Origin of the sequence: Streptomyces sp. LUP30 (assembly GCF_001746365.1) — a bacterium.
Classification (GTDB): domain Bacteria; phylum Actinomycetota; class Actinomycetes; order Streptomycetales; family Streptomycetaceae; genus Streptomyces.
The window spans coordinates 37040-54630 of record NZ_MJAJ01000031.1 but is presented as its reverse complement, the minus strand read 5'-3'; the positions used below and the strand labels follow the sequence as shown (position 1 = coordinate 54630).

15 protein-coding genes and 1 riboswitch are annotated in these 17591 nt (G+C 72.2%); of the genes, 5 read left to right on the top strand and 10 right to left on the bottom strand.

The window, feature by feature from the left end; all coding sequences use genetic code 11:
* Nucleotides 1-44 precede the first annotated feature (44 nt).
* On the top strand, nucleotides 45-1841 hold the full coding sequence (locus BG482_RS24270) for a long-chain fatty acid--CoA ligase (protein ID WP_069771237.1): 1797 nt from the start codon (nucleotides 45-47) through the stop codon (nucleotides 1839-1841).
* A gap of 28 nt (nucleotides 1842-1869) precedes the next feature.
* Here the strand turns inward: BG482_RS24270 and BG482_RS24265 are convergent, their stop codons facing one another.
* Both BG482_RS24265 and BG482_RS24260 read right to left on the bottom strand, forming a co-directional pair.
* On the bottom strand, nucleotides 1870-3456 hold the full coding sequence (locus BG482_RS24265; protein WP_069771236.1) for a GMC oxidoreductase: 1587 nt from the start codon (nucleotides 3454-3456) through the stop codon (nucleotides 1870-1872).
* Nucleotides 3457-3560: 104 nt separating this feature from the next.
* On the bottom strand, nucleotides 3561-4703 hold the full coding sequence (locus tag BG482_RS24260) for a glycosyltransferase family 4 protein (protein ID WP_069771235.1): 1143 nt from the start codon (nucleotides 4701-4703) through the stop codon (nucleotides 3561-3563).
* 78 nt (nucleotides 4704-4781) lie between these two features.
* On the opposite strand from BG482_RS24260, the gene BG482_RS24255 reads away from it, so the two are divergent.
* Nucleotides 4782-6020, top strand: a complete 1239-nt coding sequence (locus BG482_RS24255; RefSeq protein WP_069771234.1) for a glycosyltransferase family 87 protein — start codon at nucleotides 4782-4784, stop codon at nucleotides 6018-6020.
* On the opposite strand, the gene BG482_RS24250 is transcribed toward BG482_RS24255, so the two are convergent.
* Nucleotides 5981-7309 (bottom strand): MATE family efflux transporter, encoded by a 1329-nt coding sequence (locus tag BG482_RS24250; protein ID WP_069771233.1) that lies wholly within the window; start codon nucleotides 7307-7309, stop codon nucleotides 5981-5983. The genes BG482_RS24255 and BG482_RS24250 overlap by 40 nt on opposite strands.
* 121 nt (nucleotides 7310-7430) lie before the next feature.
* Between BG482_RS24250 and BG482_RS24245 the strand changes: the two genes are divergently transcribed.
* Complete coding sequence (locus BG482_RS24245) at nucleotides 7431-7970, top strand: PadR family transcriptional regulator (RefSeq protein WP_069771232.1); 540 nt, start codon at nucleotides 7431-7433, stop codon at nucleotides 7968-7970.
* Between the two features lie 31 nt (nucleotides 7971-8001).
* On the opposite strand, the gene BG482_RS24240 is transcribed toward BG482_RS24245, so the two are convergent.
* From BG482_RS24240 to BG482_RS24220, 5 genes are all read right to left on the bottom strand, one after another.
* The gene (locus BG482_RS24240; protein ID WP_079142077.1) at nucleotides 8002-9204 is read right to left on the bottom strand and encodes a hypothetical protein; all 1203 of its coding nucleotides are present in this window, start codon (nucleotides 9202-9204) and stop codon (nucleotides 8002-8004) included.
* Nucleotides 9205-9244: 40 nt separating this feature from the next.
* Nucleotides 9245-10267: an NlpC/P60 family protein gene (locus BG482_RS24235; protein ID WP_069771230.1), complete on the bottom strand. Its 1023-nt coding sequence runs from the start codon at nucleotides 10265-10267 to the stop codon at nucleotides 9245-9247.
* Between the two features lie 221 nt (nucleotides 10268-10488).
* Complete coding sequence (locus tag BG482_RS24230; protein WP_069771229.1) at nucleotides 10489-11529, bottom strand: C40 family peptidase; 1041 nt, start codon at nucleotides 11527-11529, stop codon at nucleotides 10489-10491.
* Nucleotides 11530-11741: 212 nt separating this feature from the next.
* A complete protein-coding gene (locus BG482_RS24225) occupies nucleotides 11742-13085 on the bottom strand; it encodes an NYN domain-containing protein (RefSeq protein ID WP_069771228.1) in 1344 nt (447 codons plus the stop codon).
* Between the two features lie 70 nt (nucleotides 13086-13155).
* Nucleotides 13156-13395, bottom strand: coding sequence for a hypothetical protein (locus BG482_RS24220; RefSeq protein WP_069771227.1), 240 nt, complete (start codon nucleotides 13393-13395; stop codon nucleotides 13156-13158).
* A gap of 183 nt (nucleotides 13396-13578) precedes the next feature.
* On the opposite strand from BG482_RS24220, the gene BG482_RS24215 reads away from it, so the two are divergent.
* Together BG482_RS24215 and BG482_RS24210 are read left to right on the top strand one after the other, a co-directional pair.
* Complete coding sequence (locus BG482_RS24215; protein WP_069771226.1) at nucleotides 13579-14364, top strand: rhomboid family intramembrane serine protease; 786 nt, start codon at nucleotides 13579-13581, stop codon at nucleotides 14362-14364.
* Nucleotides 14361-14642, top strand: a complete 282-nt coding sequence (locus BG482_RS24210; RefSeq protein WP_069771225.1) for an Lrp/AsnC family transcriptional regulator — start codon at nucleotides 14361-14363, stop codon at nucleotides 14640-14642. Before BG482_RS24215 ends, BG482_RS24210 begins: the two co-directional genes overlap by 4 nt.
* A gap of 103 nt (nucleotides 14643-14745) precedes the next feature.
* Here the strand turns inward: BG482_RS24210 and BG482_RS24205 are convergent, their stop codons facing one another.
* Nucleotides 14746-16110 carry an aminotransferase class V-fold PLP-dependent enzyme gene (locus BG482_RS24205; RefSeq protein ID WP_069771274.1) on the bottom strand — a complete coding sequence of 455 codons (1365 nt, stop codon included), beginning with the start codon at nucleotides 16108-16110 and terminating at the stop codon, nucleotides 14746-14748.
* Nucleotides 16111-16274: 164 nt separating this feature from the next.
* Nucleotides 16275-16391: riboswitch (SAM riboswitch) on the bottom strand.
* Between the two features lie 77 nt (nucleotides 16392-16468).
* Complete coding sequence (trpD, locus tag BG482_RS24200; protein WP_069771224.1) at nucleotides 16469-17533, bottom strand: anthranilate phosphoribosyltransferase; 1065 nt, start codon at nucleotides 17531-17533, stop codon at nucleotides 16469-16471.
* Between the last annotated feature and the right edge of the window lie 58 nt (nucleotides 17534-17591).

Sequence of the window (17591 nt, the reverse complement as noted above, 5' to 3'; positions counted from 1 at the left end):
TCGCACAACGTCGTGGCGCCGGCGCCCTATGAGGAGCAGCAGTCTTGCGCGAGTTCAGCCTTCCGGCTTTGTACGAGGTCCCTGCGGACGGCAATCTGACCGACATCGTCCGCAGAAACGCCGCGCAGCATCCCGACGTCGCCGTCATCGCCCGCAAGGTGGACGGCGTCTGGCAGGACGTGACGGCCACGGCGTTCCTCGCCGAGGTGCACGCGGCCGCCAAGGGCCTCATCGCCTCCGGCGTCCAGCCCGGCGACCGGGTGGCCCTGATGTCGCGCACCCGCTACGAGTGGACGCTGCTCGACTTCGCGATCTGGTGCGCGGGCGCGGTCACCGTGCCGGTGTACGAGACCAGCTCCCCGGAGCAGGTGCAGTGGATCCTCTCGGACTCCGGGGCGACGGCCGTCGTCGTCGAGCTGGACGCCCACGCGGCGGCCGTGGAGTCGGTGCGCGAGGCGCTGCCCGCGCTCAAGCACGTCTGGCAGATCGAGGCGGGGGGCGTCGAGGAGCTCGGGCGGCTCGGCAGGGACGTCTCCGAGCAGGTCGTCGAGGAACGCAGCTCGCAGGCCAGGGCCGACGACCCGGCGACCATCGTCTACACGTCCGGCACGACCGGCCGTCCCAAGGGCTGTGTGCTGACCCACCGCAGCTTCTTCGCCGAGTGCGGGAACGTCGTGGAGCGGCTGCGGCCGCTGTTCCGCACGGGCGAGTGCAGCGTCCTGCTGTTCCTGCCCCTCGCGCACGTCTTCGGCCGGCTGGTGCAGATCGCCCCGATGATGGCGCCGATCAAGCTCGGCACGGTCCCGGACATCAAGAACCTCACCGACGAGCTGGCGTCCTTCCGCCCGACGCTGATCCTGGGCGTGCCGCGGGTCTTCGAGAAGGTCTACAACTCCGCGCGCGCCAAGGCGCAGGCGGACGGCAAGGGCGCGATCTTCGACAAGGCGGCGGACACCGCGATCGCCTACAGCAAGGCGCTGGAGCTCCCGGCGGGCCCGCCGCTGAAGCTGAAGATCAAGCACAAGGTCTTCGACCGGCTCGTCTACAGCAAGCTGCGCGCGGTGCTCGGCGGCAGGGGCGAGTACGCGATCTCCGGCGGCGCCCCGTTGGGCGAGCGCCTCGGTCACTTCTTCCGCGGCATCGGCTTCACGGTTCTGGAGGGCTACGGCCTGACCGAGTCCTGCGCCGCGACCGCCTTCAACCCGTGGGACCGGCAGAAGATCGGCACGGTCGGTCAGCCGCTGCCCGGCTCCGTGGTGCGGATCGCGGACGACGGCGAGGTGCTGCTGCACGGCGAGCACCTGTTCAAGGAGTACTGGAACAACCCGGGCGCGACCGCCGAGGCGCTGGCCGACGGCTGGTTCCACACCGGCGACATCGGCACCCTCGACGAGGACGGCTACCTCAGGATCACCGGCCGCAAGAAGGAGATCATCGTCACCGCCGGCGGCAAGAACGTCGCCCCGGCCGTGATCGAGGACCGCATCCGCGCGCACGCGCTGGTCGCGGAGTGCATGGTGGTGGGCGACGGACGGCCGTTCGTGGGCGCGCTGGTCACCATCGACGAGGAGTTCCTGGGCCGGTGGGCTTCCGACCACGGCAAGCCGGCGGGTTCGACCGCGGCGTCGCTGCGTGAGGACGCCGACCTGCAGGCTGCCATCCAGTCGGCGATCGACGACGGCAACGCCGCGGTCTCGAAGGCGGAATCGGTGCGGAAGTTCCGCATTCTCTCCTCCCAGTTCACGGAGGACTCGGGCCACCTCACGCCGTCACTGAAGCTCAAGCGCAACGTGGTGGCGAAGGACTATGCGGGCGAGATCGAGGCGATCTACGCCAAGTAGCGGCCCCTGAAGGCCTGCTGACGGCACGTCATGGCGCGAGGTCCTCCGCGAGGACCCGCGCCATCGTGCGTTCGGCGAGCGCGGTGATGGTGACGAAGGGGTTCACCCCGATGTTGCCGGGCACCAGCGAGCCGTCGGTGACGTACAGCTTCGAATAGCCCTTCACCCGGCCGTAGTCGTCGGTGGCCTTCCCCAGCACGCAGCCGCCCAGCGGGTGGTAGGTGAAGTCGTCGGCGAACACCTTGTTGCCGGAGCCGAACAGGTCGTAGCGGTAGATGGTCGCGTTCGCCGCGTTGATGCGGTCGAACAGTTTCTTCGCCATGCTCACCGAGACGGCGCTCTGCGCGGCGCTCCAGCCGAGCTTCACCCCGCCCGAGGCCGCGTCGTAGGTGAACGCGGCGCGCTGCGGGTTCTTGGTGATCGCCAGATAGAGGCTGACCCAGTGCTCCAGGCCGGTGGGCAGCGGGGCGATCTCCGCGAAGACGGGGTTGGCCGTGTTGGCCCAGTCGTCGATGCCCATGACCGGCATGGTCGACTGGTTGGCGCCGACCGTGTCCCACAGGTGGTTGGCCCGCCCCAGCATCACGTTGCCGTTGGTCCCCCAGCCCGCCCCGACGTCGGCGTTCAGCGCGGGCAGCGTACCGGTCTCCCGGGCGCGGACGAGGAGTTCGCTGGTCCCGAGGCTGCCGCCGCCGAGGAACAGGTAGGTGCAGCCGTACTGCTTGGTCTCGACGACCTTGCCGGTGTCGTCGATGCGGTCGGCGGTCAGGACGTACGTGCCGTCGGCGGCCCGGCTGATGCCGCGCACCTTCTCCATGGTGTGGATCGTGACGTTGCCGGTGCCGAGCGCCGCCGCCAGATACGTCTTGTCGAGGCTCTTCTTGCCGTTGTTGTTGCCGTAGATGACCTCCTGTCCCAGAGCCGACTTGACGGCGGTGCCGGCCGCCTCGCGCTGCATGTAGCCGAAGTCGTAGACGCTCGGCACGAAGGTGGTCTTCAGGCCGGTGTTCTGCGCGTGCTTGCGGGAGACGCGGGTGAACCGGTACCACTCGGTCGACTCGAACCAGGCGGGGTCGACGGTGTTGACGCCGAGCATGGCGCGGGCGCGCGGGTAGTACGTCGCGTACATCTCGGCCGCGTCGACGGTGGGGAACTGCTCGGCGAAGTACGACGGGAGCGGGGTGACCGCCATGGAGCCGTTGACCAGGGAGCCGCCGCCGACCCCCCGGCCCACGAAGACGGACATGGCGTCGAAGTGCACGCGGTCCAGGACGCCGGGGTAGCGGCTGATGTCCCTGTTGACGAGGTCCAGCCACAGGAAGGTGGCCAGCGGCGCCTCGGTGCGGGTGCGGAACCACATGGACCGCTGGTCGGGGTTGGCGGTGTTGCAGAAGACCTTGCCGTCGGCGCCGGCCGTGTTCCACAGCCGGCCCATCTCCAGGACGAGGGTGCGGATGCCGGCCTGGCCGAGGCGCAGGGCGGCGACGGCGGCGCCGTAGCCGGAGCCGACCACGATCGCGGGGGCGGATTCGACCGCGGCGGGCTCGTCCGCCCGGGCCGACTGCAGGCCCACGCGGGTGAAGCCGAGGGCGGCCGCCGTCTGGAGGGCGGCCATACCAAGAATGTGACGTCTCGTCAGCTGACGCTGCATCAGTTTGGCTGTCATGTGCGCAGCATCAGCGGATTTTCGCCCTCCGCCTAGAGCAAAAGGGGAAAAGTCTAGAGCAAGGTTTTCAGCTGCTCCGCGAGCAGGTCCCAGCGCCACTTCTCCTCGACCCACCGCCGGCCCCGCTCCCCCATCCGGCGGCGCAGCTCGGCGTCCCCGAGGAGGGCGACGATCCGCTCGGCGGCGGCCGTCGGCGAACCGCCCCGCACGACCCACCCCGTCTCGCCGTCCAGCACGGCGTCGGGCGCGCCGCCGGAGTCCCCCGCGACCACGGGCAGTCCGGTCGCCGAAGCCTCCAGATAGACGATCCCGAGCCCCTCGACGTCGAGTCCGCCGCGCCGGGTCCGGCAGGGCATCGCGAAGACGTCGCCGGCGCCGTAGTGGGCGGGCAGCTCCGACCAGGGCACCGACCCCGTGAAGCGCACGGAGGCGGCCACCCCGCTCTCGCGCGCGAGTCTGCGCAGGTCCTTCTCGTAGGGCCCGCCCCCGACGATCAGCAGCACGGCGTCCGGCTCGGCCGCCAGGATCCGGGGCATGGCCAGGATCAGGGTGTCCTGCCCCTTGCGCGGGACCAGCCGCGAGACGCACACGACCACCGGCCGGTCGGTCAGCCCGAGCCGCGCCCGCACCTCGTCTCCGCCCGAGCCCGGATGGAAGGTCTTCTCGTCGACGCCCGGCGGCAACTGCACCATCCGGCCCGCGGCCTCGGCGCTCAGGGCGGTCGCGATCCGCGAGCGGGTGTACTCGCCGAGGTAGGTGATCGTGTCCGTGCTCTCGCCGATCCGGCCGAGCAGCTGCCGGGCGGCGGGCAGCTGCGCCCACCCGGCCTCGTGCCCGTGGGTGGTGGCCACCAGCCGCTCGGCGCCCGCCCTGCGCAGCGCCGGCGCCATGAGCCCGAGCGGAGCCGCCGCCCCGAACCACACCGACGCGCATCCGTGCTCGCGCAGCAGCCCGGTCGCCCGGCGGGTCGCCGCGGGCGTCGGCAGCAGCATCGTCGTGGAGTCCCGGACGACGGTGAAGGGCTGCTCCGCGTCGAAGGCGGCGCTCGCCTCGACGCCCTCACGGGAGCGCTTCCAGGTGGACGCGTAGACGACGAGCCGGTCGGGGTCGAGCCGGAGCGCCATGTTGTGCAGGAACGCCTGGATCCCGCCCGGACGGGGCGGGAAGTCGTTCGTCACGATCAGGGTCTTGTGCATCGCGACCGACCCTATCCAAACGCTCCGCACGGCCGCGCCCGGCGGCGCTCCACAGCCCGGGGGGAGATCATGAGCGGCATGGAGACGACGGCCGTGCGGCGGCCCCTGACCTGTCTGCTGACGACCTGGGGCGCGACCCGTCTGACGCTGCTGCTCCTCGTCTTCGGGGTGCTCCGCTTCCCCGGCCCGGACGTCACCGACGACGTGTCCGTCATCTACCGCGGCTGGTACGAGGTGCTGCGCGCCGGGGCCTTCCCGGCGAGCGACGTCACCTGGCAGTACCCGCCCGCCGCCGCCCTCGCGATCCTCTCCCCCGCTGCGCTGCCCTTCCTCGGGTACGCGTCGGCCTTCTTCGTCCTGGCCTTCCTCGCCGACCTGGCCGTGCTCGTGCCGCTGCTGCACACGGGCCTGCACTCCGGCCGGTCGCTGCGCGGCGCGTGGACATGGGTGACGGGCGTCCCGTTGCTGGGCCCCACCGTCTACGCCCGCTACGACGTGATGGTGACGGCCGTAGCGGTCGCCGCCCTGGTCGCCGGCGTGCGCCGGCCTCGGACGATGGGGGCGCTGACCGGCTTCGCGGCACTGCTGAAGGGATGGCCGGTGCTGCTGCTCGCGGGCGCGGTACGCCGTCGGGCGTGGGGTGCGGCGGCGGTGACGGCCCTCGCCCTGTGCGCCGTGTCCGCCCTCGCCCTGCCCGGCGCCTTCGCCTTTCTGGCCTCCCAGCGGGACCGGGGCGTCGAGGTGGAGTCGGTGGCCGGCCTCGCCCTGCATGCGGCCCGGCACCTCGGCTGGCCGGGCGAGGTGCTGTTCCGCTACGGCTCGCTGGAGTTCGCCGGCCCGTACACGGGCCTCGTGAGCGACGTGGCGCTGGGGCTGACGGCGCTCGCATGCGGCTGGCTGCTGCTGTGGCGGCTGACCGCGAGACGCCTCACGGCGCACACGCTCGCGGAGGCGGCCTTCACGGCGGTCCTGCTGTTCACCGTCACCAGCAGGGTGATCAGCCCCCAGTACCTCGTGTGGCTCATCGGGCTCGCGGCGGTCTGCCTGTGCTTCGAGGCCGGCCGCATGACCGCGCCCGCAGCACTGGTCCTGGCCGCGGCGGCCGTGACGGGCCTGGAGTTCCCGCTCTGCTTCGCGGACGTCGTCGCGAGCACCCCCCTCGGGGTCGCCCTGATGTTCTGGCGCAACGGCCTGCTGGTGGCCGCCGCGCTCACCGCGGCCGTGAGGCTGTGGCGCTCGACGGCGCCGGGCGCCGCCTCGGACGCCGCCCCGCTCGCTCAGACCGCCCCCGCCGGCACGCCGGCGGCCTCCTCCTGACGCCGGGGCCACGCCCGCCGCAGCACCGCCCCCACCACCAGGCTCTGCACGCCCATCGAGAGGGCCAGGGCCAGACAGATCCCCGGCAGCCCCAGCCCCGACAGCGCGTACGCCAGCGGCAGCTGCACGGCCGTGCCCAGCAGGGTCACCCGCAGCAGCACCGGCGCTCCCCCGCTGCCCTCGAAGACGCCGCCCACGGCGATGAACCCGGCCATGAGCAGCAGATACGGCCCGACACAGCGCAGGAACAGCACCCCGTCGCGGACCACGCCGGGCCCGGCGCCGAAGGCGGTCATGATCCAGGGCGCGGCGGCGTACAGCAGGAGGGCGGCCACCAGGGCGACGGCCCCGGAGACGAGCACGGCCTGCCGCCCGATCGCCCGGCGCTCCTCCCGGCCCTCGCCCCGGGTGTGCGCGGTGTGGATGGAGGCGGCCTGACGGACGGCGTAGAAGGCCATCGTCGCCACGTACATGACCTTGTAGGCGGTCGCGTACGCGGCGACCGCCGTCACCCCGAGCCGCGCCACCACGGCGACCAGGGCGAGCGCCCCGCCCTGGCGCAGGGTGAAGTCGGCCGCCATCGGCAGGCCGGTCAGCAGCGTGCGCCGCAGGGAGGCGGCCGTGGAGAGCGTGGGCGCCGCCCGGACGGCCGTCCGCAGCACGGCGTTGCGGCGCAGGGCCGACAGCCCTGCGCCGAGGGCCGCGGCCCGGCACAGCACCGTGGAGACAGCGGCGCCGCGCACGCCGTAGAGGTGGATGAACAGCGGGTCGCCGATGAGGATCAGGCCGTTGGCGAGCAGGGCCAGACGCATCGGCGTCCTCGTGTCGCCCGTGCCCTTGAGGATGCCGTCGACGAGCTGCTGGGCGAAGAAGACGGCGACGCCCGGCATCGAGACAGCGAAGTACGAGACGGCCAGGGGCAGGGCGGGGCCGCCGTGCCCGCCGAGCACGAGACGGGCCAGCGGCTCGCGCAGCAGGCAGCCTCCGACCGCGATCACCGGCGTGACCAGCGCACACAGCGCCCAGCCGCCTCGTACCGCCGCGCGCACCGTGCCGGGGTCCCGCGCGCCCCTCGCATGGGCGACCAGCACGGTCGTCCCCGAGGCGAACACCAGCGCCACGCCCAGCAGCACGTTCTCGGCGTTGGTGGCCACCGCCACGGCGGCCACCGCCGGTCCGCCCAGCCGGGACACCCAGACGGTGTTGATGATGCCGGCGGCCACCGAGGCCAGGAGCGAGAAGTAGACCGGACGGGCGAGCGCCACCAGCTGTCCGCGATGACTGTCCACGACGGGGTCCCCCTCGGAAGTGCGGCACACGGCCGACCGGTATACCTCTTATCGAGTTACCTCTAAACGAGGTAACTCGATAAGAGGTAACATGCCGTCAGCGCGTCCGCAAGGGAGGACCATGCTTGAGCTGTCGATCCTCGGCTTCCTCGCCGAGGAGCCGCTGCACGGTTACGAGTTGAAGGAGCGCATCACCGCCCTGACCGGTCATGTCCGCCCGGTCAGCGACGGCGCGCTCTACCCGGCGATCACCCGCCTGGTCGCCGCGGGCAGGCTCGATCAGCACACCGAGGACGGTGCGGGCGCGGCTCCGCGCCGAGTGCTGACCCTCACCGACCGGGGGCGGGCGGACCTGCTGGAACGCCTGCGCCGCCCCAAGCAGGCCGAGATCACGGACCACGTCCGCTTCAACACCGTCCTGGCGTTCCTGCGTCACCTTCCCGACCCCGCGGAGCAGTCGGCCGTTCTGCGGCGGCGCCTGGACTTCCTGGAGACGCCGGCGAGCTTCTTCTACGTCGACGGCGAGCCCGTGCGGGCGGAGCGGGAGGACGACCTGTTCCGGCGGGGCATTCTGCGGGTCGCACGGGCGACCGGGCAGGCGGAGCGGGCGTGGCTGCGCGAGGCGATCGCGGAGCTGACCGCGCCCGACCGGACCGGGTGACCCGGGCGGCCCACCACGTCGCCCCGGCCGCTCAGCCGAGCTGCGCCCTCAGGTACTCCTGCCAGTTCCTGGTGAACTCCGGGAGAGAGGTGCCCAGGACGTCCTTCAGCGCGCCCTCCACCGCCCCCGGCCGCTCCTGGTGCTCCCCGACGGCCCGGTAGAACGCGTCGAGTTCCACCTCGCCCCACCGCTCGGCGATCATCCGGCAGGCCAGCCAGCCGCCCTCGTACGCCTCGGCCAGCCGGCCGGCGTCGCCGGAGAACGCGAAGTCGCCGTCCGCGGGCAGCGCCGCCGGGACGCTCCCGGTCATGACGGAGTGCTGCAGTTCCGGCGCGACCTCGGGCGGAGTGCGTCCGGTGCCGCGGTAGCCGACCCAGTCGGCGTACCCCTCGGACAGCCACAGCGGGGTGGCGGCGTCGGTGTGGGCGCGGGTGGCGACATGCGTGGTCTCGTGGGTGAGGACCACCTGCCGGCCGACCCGGCCGAGCATGCCGTACGCGTCGGGGTTGACGATGACCCGGTCCGCGGGAGTCTTCGTCCGGCCGCCCGTCTCCCCCGTCGTCACCGCGGCGATCCCCCGGTAGGCGGCGACGGGCGAGCCCAGCAGCCCCGCCATGCCCGTCAGCGACTTCGGCACCAGGACGACGACGTGGCCCGCCCAGGCGGTGCCCCAGGCCGCCGACACCTCGGGGACGGCGTCGTCGGCCAGCTCCGCGAAGGACCGCAGCCGGTCAGCGGACTGCCCGACCCCCAGCACCAGACTGTGCGTCCCGCGCACGACGTTCACCGTTCCCTGGTCCCACAACTGCTGGCCGGTCTCCTTCGCGGGCTTCTCCGACGTCACCGACCACCGCCCGCCCGTGTCCCGGGCCAGGCGCACGGTGCGCTTGACGACCACCGGGGCCCGGTCGTAGCCCTCGACCCGGTAGCTCAGCTCGGCGTCCGCGGTGGCGGTGTCCCCGCCGCGCCGCAGCGCCGTCACGCGGTAGGACCAGGCCGCCAGCGGAACGGCCCGCACCGCGGCGAACCCGGCGGCGCTGCCGGTGTCCGCGTAGGCGCGCACGTCCCGGTCGAGGACCGCGGCGGCCCGCCGGTCGAGGAGCCTTTGCACGTCGGCCCGCGTGCCGTCCGTGCCGGGGCGGCCGCCGCAGGCGACCAGGGAGGCGAGGAGCGTGCCGACCACCGGCCAGGGCCCCACGCCCCGGAATCCGCACATCCGCCTTCGACCAGTCATCCACCCGATCGTACGGCGGCCGTGCCCGACGGGCCGAGGGTCAGGGCCTGGTGACGGACGAGACCGGCATCATCCCGACCGGGTCGTAGCGCACCGGCGCCCCCGGATAGGGGGCGTGGATGACCTGGCCGTTGCCGACGTACATGCCGACATGGCTGGCGTCGGAGCGGTACGTGACGATGTCGCCGGGCCGGGCCTGGGAGAGCGGGACCCGCCGCCCGGCGTGCGCCTGGGCCTGCGAGGTGCGCGGCAGCGAGACGCCGGCCTGCGCGTACGACCACTGCATGAGGCCCGAACAGTCGAAGCCCGAGGGCCCGTTGGCGCCCCATACGTACGGCTTGCCGAGCGCGGAACGGACGGCGGCCAGCGCGGCGGCAGCCCGGCCGGACGCCGGGACCGACCCCGAGAGGCCGGGCAGGTCCTCGCGGTCGGAGCGGGAGGCCCGGTCGTAGGCGGCGCGTTCCCCGGACGGCAGGGAGTTGAGCAACGCCCTCGCCTTGGCGAGCTTCTGCTCCACGGTCCGCTTGTGGCCGACCACGGCCCTGCGGCTCTTGTCCAGCTCGGCGAGCTTGCGGGCGGCCTCGGTGCGCTCCTGGGCGAGCTCGCGCAGGGCGCCCTGCAGCTCCCTCAGTTCACCGGCCTGGTGGGCGGTGATCCGGTCCAGGACGGACGCCTTGGCGAGGTACTCCTCCGGGTCGTCGGAGAACAGCAGCGCCAGGGAGGGGTCGAGACCGCCGGAGCGGTACTGGGCGCCGGCCAGCGAACCGAGCTGCTCGCGCAGGCCGTTGACGCGCTCCTGCTGGCGGGCGATGTGGTCCTGGGCGTCGCCGACCTGTCGGCGCAGGACGCCGGCGCTTTCGTCGGCCTTGTCGTAGGCCTCGGTGGCCTTCTCGGCCTCCTCGTAGAGACGGTCCACCTCGGCACGGGTGCCGTCGTGCGGTGCGGCCGTGGCCGGTACGGCGGACACGGCGCCGAGGGCGGCGGCCGCGACGGACAGCACGCTCAGGGCGCTGCAGGCGCCCCGGTCGAACCCGGACTGTGCAAGGCGGCGATGGGACCCCACGGAAAGCCGCGCTCCTTCCACCGGTGGACAGGGAAACGCGGCAGACAGTAGCCCCGCGACGGGGGGTCGGCCAAAGACCTCGGCGGGCACGCACAGTGACGCCCCGCCGCTGACGCAGGTCACCGGCGGGGCGTGGGGTCACTCCTCGTCGTCATGATTCGCCCGTTCGGGCGGCGTGGTGTCCTGATCTTGAGGTTGATCGGACACCGGCCCGGCGTGGATCAGACGCGGACGCCGAACATGAACGGGCCGCCGATCGTGCCCATCGACTCGTAGCGCACGACGGTGCCGGTGCGCGGCGCGTGGATGATCTGGCCGTTGCCCGCGTACAGGCCCACGTGGTGCAGGTCGTTGAAGAAGAACACCAGGTCGCCGACCTTGAGGTCGCTCTGCGAGTAGATGCGCGTCCCGATGTTGGCCTGCTGCTCCGAGGTCCGCGGGATGCCGACGCCGGCCTGTCCGTAGGCCCAGGAGGTGAGGCCCGAGCAGTCGTACATGGCGGTGCCGGTGGAGCCGTAGTGGTAGGGCTTGCCGAGCTGGCTCTGCGCGGCCTGGAAGGCGGCCATGGCCCGGCCGGAGCCGGTGGGGGCGTCGCCGAGGTCGACCCGCTGACCGGCGTCCCGGCTGGCGCGGGTGTCGGCGGCGGCGAGGGCGGCCTTCTCCTTGGCCGTCAGCGTGTTGAGGAGCTTGCGCGCCTCGGCGAGCTTGGCCTGGACTTCCTGCTTCTTCTTGCCCAGTTCCGTGCGCGTCGTGGCGAGGTCCTTGAGCTTGCCGGAGGCCTCGGTGCGCTGCTGCGCGAGCTCGCGCTGTTTCTCCTGGATCTTCTTGAGCGCCTCGACCTGCTGGGCGCTCAACTGGTCGGCGGCCGAGGCCTTGTCCAGGAAGTCGTCCGGGTTCGAGGACAGAAGAAGCTGCAGGGACGAGTCTATGGACCCGGTGCGGTACTGGGCGGCGGCCGCCAGACCCATGGAGTCGCGCAGCTCGTTGAGATCCGCCTGCCCCCGGGCCACGTTGTCCTGGATGGTGGAGATCTCCTTCTGGAGCTTCTCCTGCTTCTCCTGGGCCCCGTTGAACGTCTCGGTGGCCTGCTCCGCCTCTTCGTAGAGCTTGTCGACCTTGCTCTTGACCTCGTCCTTGGTGAGCTTCTGGCTGGGGGCCGCGTTGGCGGCCTGCGAGCTCAGCACGACGGCAGCGGCGGCTGCGGTGGTCAGCACGGTCACGCGTGCGCGACTGGGCTGCTTCGGTCGACGGTGGGACGCCACGGAGACGGGCTCCTTCTTTTGAGTGATCACCCGTGTGGAGGTTCGAGGCCTGACCTTAGTGACCTCGCCGTGATCAGTTCAAATCCTCAGAAGAAAAAAACCCATCACGCAACGCAGTTTTTTCACTCAACTCACGAGCAGTGATGCGCGATTGACACTACGTTGCGTGACGATTGCGTCAATTCGGTCATTAAACCTGCGAACTTCGACCTTCAGGACAGGCGCTTCAGAAGTACCGCGGAAGCCACCGGTCGGGCACCCACCTTGGCGACCCCGTCGGCCACCTCGCGGTCGGTCGAAGCGACGATGACCGGACGGCCGGACGGCTCGGCCCGCACGAGTTGACGGATCAGCTCGTCGGCCGTGATGCCCGGCTTGGAGAACAGTACCCGCACCCCGCGCGGCGGAGCGAGCAGCACCGGAGCGGCCAGTTCGGCCCCGTCGAACACACAGGTGACCTCGGCGCCGGTCTGCGCCGCGAGCTGCGAGAGCTGCCCCAGCAGCCGCAGCCGTTGCTTCTCCAACGGCATCTGCGGATAGCCGGTCTTGGTGACGTTGTAGCCGTCGACGACGAGATGCGCCTGCGGCAGCGCGAGCAACTGGTCGAGAATGGCCGGATCGTGCTCCGACAGGGCCCTGGCGGCGATGTCCTTCGGCGTCATCCGGCCCGGCTCGACCGCGTCGACGGTCTCCGCAGGACGCACCGACACCGGCGGCAGCGCCAGTTCCCGACGCAGCCCCTGGGCCGCGTCGAGGACGGTGTCCAGCAGCAGCCGCACCCGCATGTCCTCCACGCTGCGGCCCTCGCGCGCGGCCCGCCGGGTGGCCTCCAGCGTGGCCTCGGCCTCGCCCAGCCGCGCCTTCAGCCGCCGGGCCTCGCTCTCCGCGGCGGACACCTGGGCGTGCCCCTCGGCGCGCACGGTCTCGAGCTCGGCCTGCACCTTGCGCAGCGCGGCCTCGCCCCGCTTGACGTCGCTGAGGGCCGAACGCAGCTTGCGGTGCAGCGACTCGGTCTCCTTCTTCGCCGCGTCCAGCTCGGCGCGCAGCCGCTCGGTGTCCGTCCGGGTCTGCTCCCGGGCCCGGTCGAGCTCCTCGCGCAGTCGCTCCAGTTCGGCCCGGCTCTCCTCGCCGGCCCGCTCCGCGTCCGCCCGCTGGGCCTCCTCGCCGGCCGCGGTGACCAGCTTCACCCAGCCGGCGGGCCGCAGCACGTAGGCCGCGGCCGCCACGTCGAGCGGGTCCGCGGCCGGGGTCGGCGAGCCGGAGTCGAGGGCGCCGGACAGTTCCGGCTGGACCTCTCTGAACTTCTCGGCGATGCGTTGCCTGAAGAGCGGATCGGTCTCCAGCGCGGCCGCCATCGCGTTCCCCGCGAACTTGGCCCGCCGATTGGGGGCGAACCGGGCGTACTGGCGCAACTGGACGGGCAGTTCGCCGACGGTCAGCCCGCCGAAGCCGTCGGAGACGATCGTGACGACCCTGCGCCGCACACCGTCCGGCAGCGGACGGTCGAGCATCTCGGCGGCGCCGTCGCCCGGCCCCCCGCCTGCGCTCTCCACCATCCGTCACACCCCAATACTGTGCGGGGCCTCTCCCGCTCTCGACGTAAGCCGAGCGGAGGGGCCCCCACCGTCAGGAACCGGCGCCCGGCCGATCCACGAGTTCCACCTGGTCCACGGCATTGCACCAGCGGCACCGCACCGACTCGATGGTCTCACTGACCACGTCGCGCTCCTCGACCTTCGGCTCGCCGGCGAGGTCGAGGTGCACGTACTCGACGACCTTCGACGAGCGCGTCACGTCGAACCGCGTGAGGTTGCCGCAGAGCGTGCAGCGCCACCGTGTCGTGTCGGTCGGCAGGGGAACCGTCATCGTGACTTTCCGCTTCCTTCTAGTGTCCCGCTTCTGGTGCCGGGGTCGGGCCGGAGGCTCCCCCGTGCGTGTGGCTCGTAACCCTACGGCCTGGTGGGTACTCGCCGCCCGTCCGTCCACGGGGGCCGTCCGGCGGCGAGGCGGTCCAGGGGAGTACGTCCCGCTGCGTCATGCTTTGTAGTCATGATCAGCAACTGGAACGGGACGGTACGCAGGAGGCTCGGCGCTTCCTCCGCGCCGGTGACCCATGGCCTGATCGCGCTGTGCTGTCTGATCTTCGTGATCGGCCCCGCCTCGGGCCTCAATCCGGCGTACGGCGCCGGCGGCGGACTGCCGGCCGCGCAGCGCGCCTACTTCCGGCGCTGGGGCGTGGTGCCCGCCGAACTCTTCGAGGGCGCTCCAGGGGCCGCCCTGAGGCCGCTCACCGCTCTCTTCGTCCACGGCAGCTGGGTGCATCTGCTGGGCAACATGCTCTTCCTCTACGTCTTCGGGGCGATGACCGAGCGCCGGATGGGCCGCATGGAGTTCACCCTCTTCTACACCGGTTGCGGCTACCTGGCCCTGCTGGGCTACGCGGCGGCCAACGCCGAGTCGTCCCAGTCCCTGGTGGGCGCCTCGGGCGCGATCTCCGCGGTGCTCGGCGCGTTCCTGTACCTGTTCCCCCGGGCGCGGGTGACCAGCCTCCTGCCCTTCCTGTTCTTCCTGCCGCTGCGCTTCCCGGCCTGGGTCGTGCTGCCCTTCTGGGCGGCCCTGCAGTGGGTGGGGGCGGGGCGGGCCTCCCAGGGGCCGGGCGTGGCGTATCTGGCGCACCTGGTCGGCTTCGGCCTCGGGCTCCTCTATGCGTGGGCCCGCTTCGGCGAGCGGAGGGCCCCCGGGGGCGGCCCCGGAAGGGCGGCGGGGGGAGACGGGCGGGCGACTAGAGTGAAGCCCGCCCCAGCTCCGGCCCCCGAGGGAGAGAACCAGCCGTGATCACCGCGATCGTCCTCATCAAGACCAGCGTGGACCGGATCCCCGAGATCGCCGAGCGGATCGCCTCGCTGGACAGTGTCAGCGAGGTCTTCTCCGTGACGGGGACGTACGACCTCATCGCGATGGTCCGGGTGAAGCAGCACGAGGACCTCGCCGAGGTCATCCCCGGCAGCATCAGCAAGATCCCGGGGGTCGAGGGGACGGACACCCACGTGGCGTTCCGCACGTACTCGCAGCACGACCTGGAAGCGGCGTTCGCCATCGGCCTGGACTCGTAACGCGCGGCGTCGCGCTCCGCGTCTGCGGGGTCGGCCCCTCCGCAGGTGAAACGGCCCCCCGGGGTACGGCGCCCCCGGGGTGGGGCGTGGGGGGGGCTCCGGGTCAGTTCACCGACGGGACGCAGCGGCCGTTCTCCGTGTGGTACTGCCACTTCGCACCCTGGGCGACCAGTTCGCGGACCGCGGTCACGAAGCGGTCGACGTGCTCGTCGGGCGTGCCCGCGCCGAAGCTCACGCGGATGGCGTTGAGGGACTTCTCCCCCGGGGCGGCCTCGGGCGCGCCGCACTCGCCCTGGGTCTGCGGGTCGCTGCCCAGGAGGGTGCGGACCAGGGGGTGGGCGCAGAAGAGGCCGTCGCGGACGCCGATGCCGTACTCGGCGGAGAGGGCGGCGGCGAAGTGGGAGCTGTTCCAGCCCTCGACGACGAAGGAGATCACGCCGACCCGGGGGGCGTCGTCGCCGAAGAGGGACAGGATCCGCACCTCGGGGACGTCCGCCAGCCCGGACCGCACCTTCGCGATCAGGTGCTCCTCACGGGCGACCAGGTCGTCGAAGCCCGCCTCCGTCAACGCCTTGCAGGCCGAGGCGATGGAGTAGGCGCCGATCACGTTCGGGGAGCCGGCCTCGTGGCGGGCGGCGCTCTCGTGCCACTCGACGTCCACTCCCCCGTCCTCGCGCCGGGTGACCTTGCGGCTGGCGCCGCCGCCCGCGAGGTAGGGGTCGGCCTCGACCAGCCAGTCGGCGCGGCCGGCCAGGACCCCGCATCCGAAGGGCGCGTACAGCTTGTGGCCGGAGAAGGCGACCCAGTCCACGTCGAGATCACGGACCGACACCGGGTGGTGGGGGGCCAGCTGGGCCGCGTCCAGGACGATCCGGGCACCGTGGGCGTGCGCGGCCTCCGCCAGCTCGCGCACCGGCCACAGCTCACCGGTGACGTTCGAGGCGCCGGTGACGCAGACCAGGGCCGGACGCCGCGGGTCGCGCTCGGCGAGCGCCCGCTCCAGCGTCTCGACGGCCTGGCGCGGGCTGCGGGGGGCGTCGAGGTAGGCGACCCGGGCGTCCTTCCAGGGCAGCAGCGAGGCGTGGTGCTCGGTCTCGAAGACGAAGACCTCGCATTCGGCCGGGAGCGCGGCGGCGAGCAGGTTGAGGGAGTCGGTCGTCGAGCGCGTGAAGATCAGCTGGTCGTCCGGGCGGCAGTCCAGGAACTCGGTCACCGTCCGGCGGGCGTTCTCGAAGAGGTCCGTGGACAGCTGCGAGAGGTAGCCGGCGCCGCGGTGCACGCTGCCGTAGTAAGGGGCGTAGGCCGCCACGTCGTCCCAGACGCGCTGCAGGGCGGGGGCGCTGGCCGCGTAGTCGAGGGCCGCGTAGGCGACCTCGCCGCCGGTCACGAGCGGGACGGTGACATCACTGCCCAGAACGGGCAGCGGGGCACAAAGGGTGCGGGCGGCGGCAAGGGTGGAGACGGACATGGCGAACTCCCGTGAGAGGCAGGACGGAACCACCGTGCGGGCGGACATGGCTCCGCCACGGAGGAAGGTGAAAGGGGATGCGGAGGCGGGGCTGTACGCCCTATCGCATTCGCTTGCTCACGGGAGACTCCCTCGAACGACCCAGGACCCCTGGTTTCGCGAGGGGTCCGCGCTTGCCGTGGACCTTGCTGTCCACGACCTGGTCTTCACCCGGGGCACCCCGCCACGGACGGAGGGTTGCCGGACAGTCGGCCGGGGCCTCATGACTGTCACTCATGACCTGATCCAGAAAACTACGTCAGGTGATCGTCGTCCCGCAACCCGTGTCCGGATCGCGGGACGACCGCCCGTGAGGGCGTCAGGCGTTGCTGGCCGCCACCCAGCGCTCCAGCGCCCGCTTGGCCTCGCCCGAGTCGATCGACTCGGCCGCCCGTTCCATGCCGGCCCGCAACTGCTCGGCCAGCGTCCCGGCGCCCGGCTCGAGCGCGACCAGCGCCGCCGCCGAGTTCAGCAGGACGGCGTCGCGCACCGGGCCCGTCTCGCCGTCCAGCAGACGGCGGGCGACCTCCGCGTTGTAGGACGGGTCGCCGCCGCGCAGGGCCTCCACCGGGACGAGCGCGAGGCCGACGTCGCGCGGGTCGAAACTCTCCTCGACGACCTTGCCGTCCCGCACCACCCACACGTGTGAGGTGGCGGTGGTGGTCAGCTCGTCGAGGCCGTCGTCGCCCCGGAAGACCAGGGAGGAGTTGCCGCGCTCGGCGAAGACGCCGGCGACGACCGGCGCCATGCGGGGATCGGCGACCCCGACCGCCTGGGCCGCCACCTTGGCCGGGTTGGTCAGCGGACCGAGCACGTTGAACACCGTGCGGATGCCCAACTGGCCGCGCGCCGCGCCCACATGACGCAGCGCCGGGTGGAACTTGATCGCGAAGCAGAAGGTGATCCCGGCCTCCTGGGCGACCTCAGCCACCCGCTTCGGGGTCAGCTCCAGATTGACGCCGAGCTTCTCCAGGACGTCCGAGGCGCCGGATGCGGAGGACGCGGCCCGGTTCCCGTGCTTGACGACCGTGGCGCCCGCGCCCGCGACGACGATCGCCGACATCGTGGAGATGTTGACGGTCTTCGCGCCGTCGCCGCCCGTGCCGACGATGTCGACGGTCGGCCCCGGCACCTCGATCAGGTTGGCGTGCTCGTACATCGCCCGGACCAGCCCGTTGATCTCCGCGACGGTCTCGCCCTTGGCCCGCAGGGCCACCACGAACCCGGCGATCTGCGCGTCGGTGGCCTCCCCGCGCATGATCCGGTCCAGCGCCCAGAACGTGGCGTCCGCGTCCTGGTCACGGCCGTACAGCAGACCGTTCAGCACCTCGGGCCAGGAACGGCCCGCCGCGGTGTCGCCTCCAGCGGGGGTCACAGCGCTCATAGCCGCTCCTGCGTGTGTCGTCGAGAGTCGTGTCTGGTCGTGCGTCGCCGGCCTCGGG

What these genes read in the sequence shown, in the direction of transcription:
- BG482_RS24220 (WP_069771227.1), bottom strand. Translation starts at nt 13,395, where the DNA reads ATGACGGTTCCCCTGCCGACCGACACGACACGGTGGCGCTGCACGCTC.
- BG482_RS24260 (WP_069771235.1), bottom strand. Translation starts at nt 4,703, where the DNA reads ATGCACAAGACCCTGATCGTGACGAACGACTTCCCGCCCCGTCCGGGC.
- BG482_RS24255 (WP_069771234.1), top strand. Translation starts at nt 4,782, where the DNA reads ATGGAGACGACGGCCGTGCGGCGGCCCCTGACCTGTCTGCTGACGACC.
- BG482_RS24265 (WP_069771236.1), bottom strand. Translation starts at nt 3,456, where the DNA reads ATGGCCGCCCTCCAGACGGCGGCCGCCCTCGGCTTCACCCGCGTGGGC.
- BG482_RS24215 (WP_069771226.1), top strand. Translation starts at nt 13,579, where the DNA reads ATGATCAGCAACTGGAACGGGACGGTACGCAGGAGGCTCGGCGCTTCC.
- BG482_RS24240 (WP_079142077.1), bottom strand. Translation starts at nt 9,204, where the DNA reads ATGACTGGTCGAAGGCGGATGTGCGGATTCCGGGGCGTGGGGCCCTGG.
- trpD (WP_069771224.1), bottom strand. Translation starts at nt 17,533, where the DNA reads ATGAGCGCTGTGACCCCCGCTGGAGGCGACACCGCGGCGGGCCGTTCC.
- BG482_RS24245 (WP_069771232.1), top strand. Translation starts at nt 7,431, where the DNA reads ATGCTTGAGCTGTCGATCCTCGGCTTCCTCGCCGAGGAGCCGCTGCAC.
- BG482_RS24205 (WP_069771274.1), bottom strand. Translation starts at nt 16,110, where the DNA reads ATGTCCGTCTCCACCCTTGCCGCCGCCCGCACCCTTTGTGCCCCGCTG.
- BG482_RS24225 (WP_069771228.1), bottom strand. Translation starts at nt 13,085, where the DNA reads ATGGTGGAGAGCGCAGGCGGGGGGCCGGGCGACGGCGCCGCCGAGATG.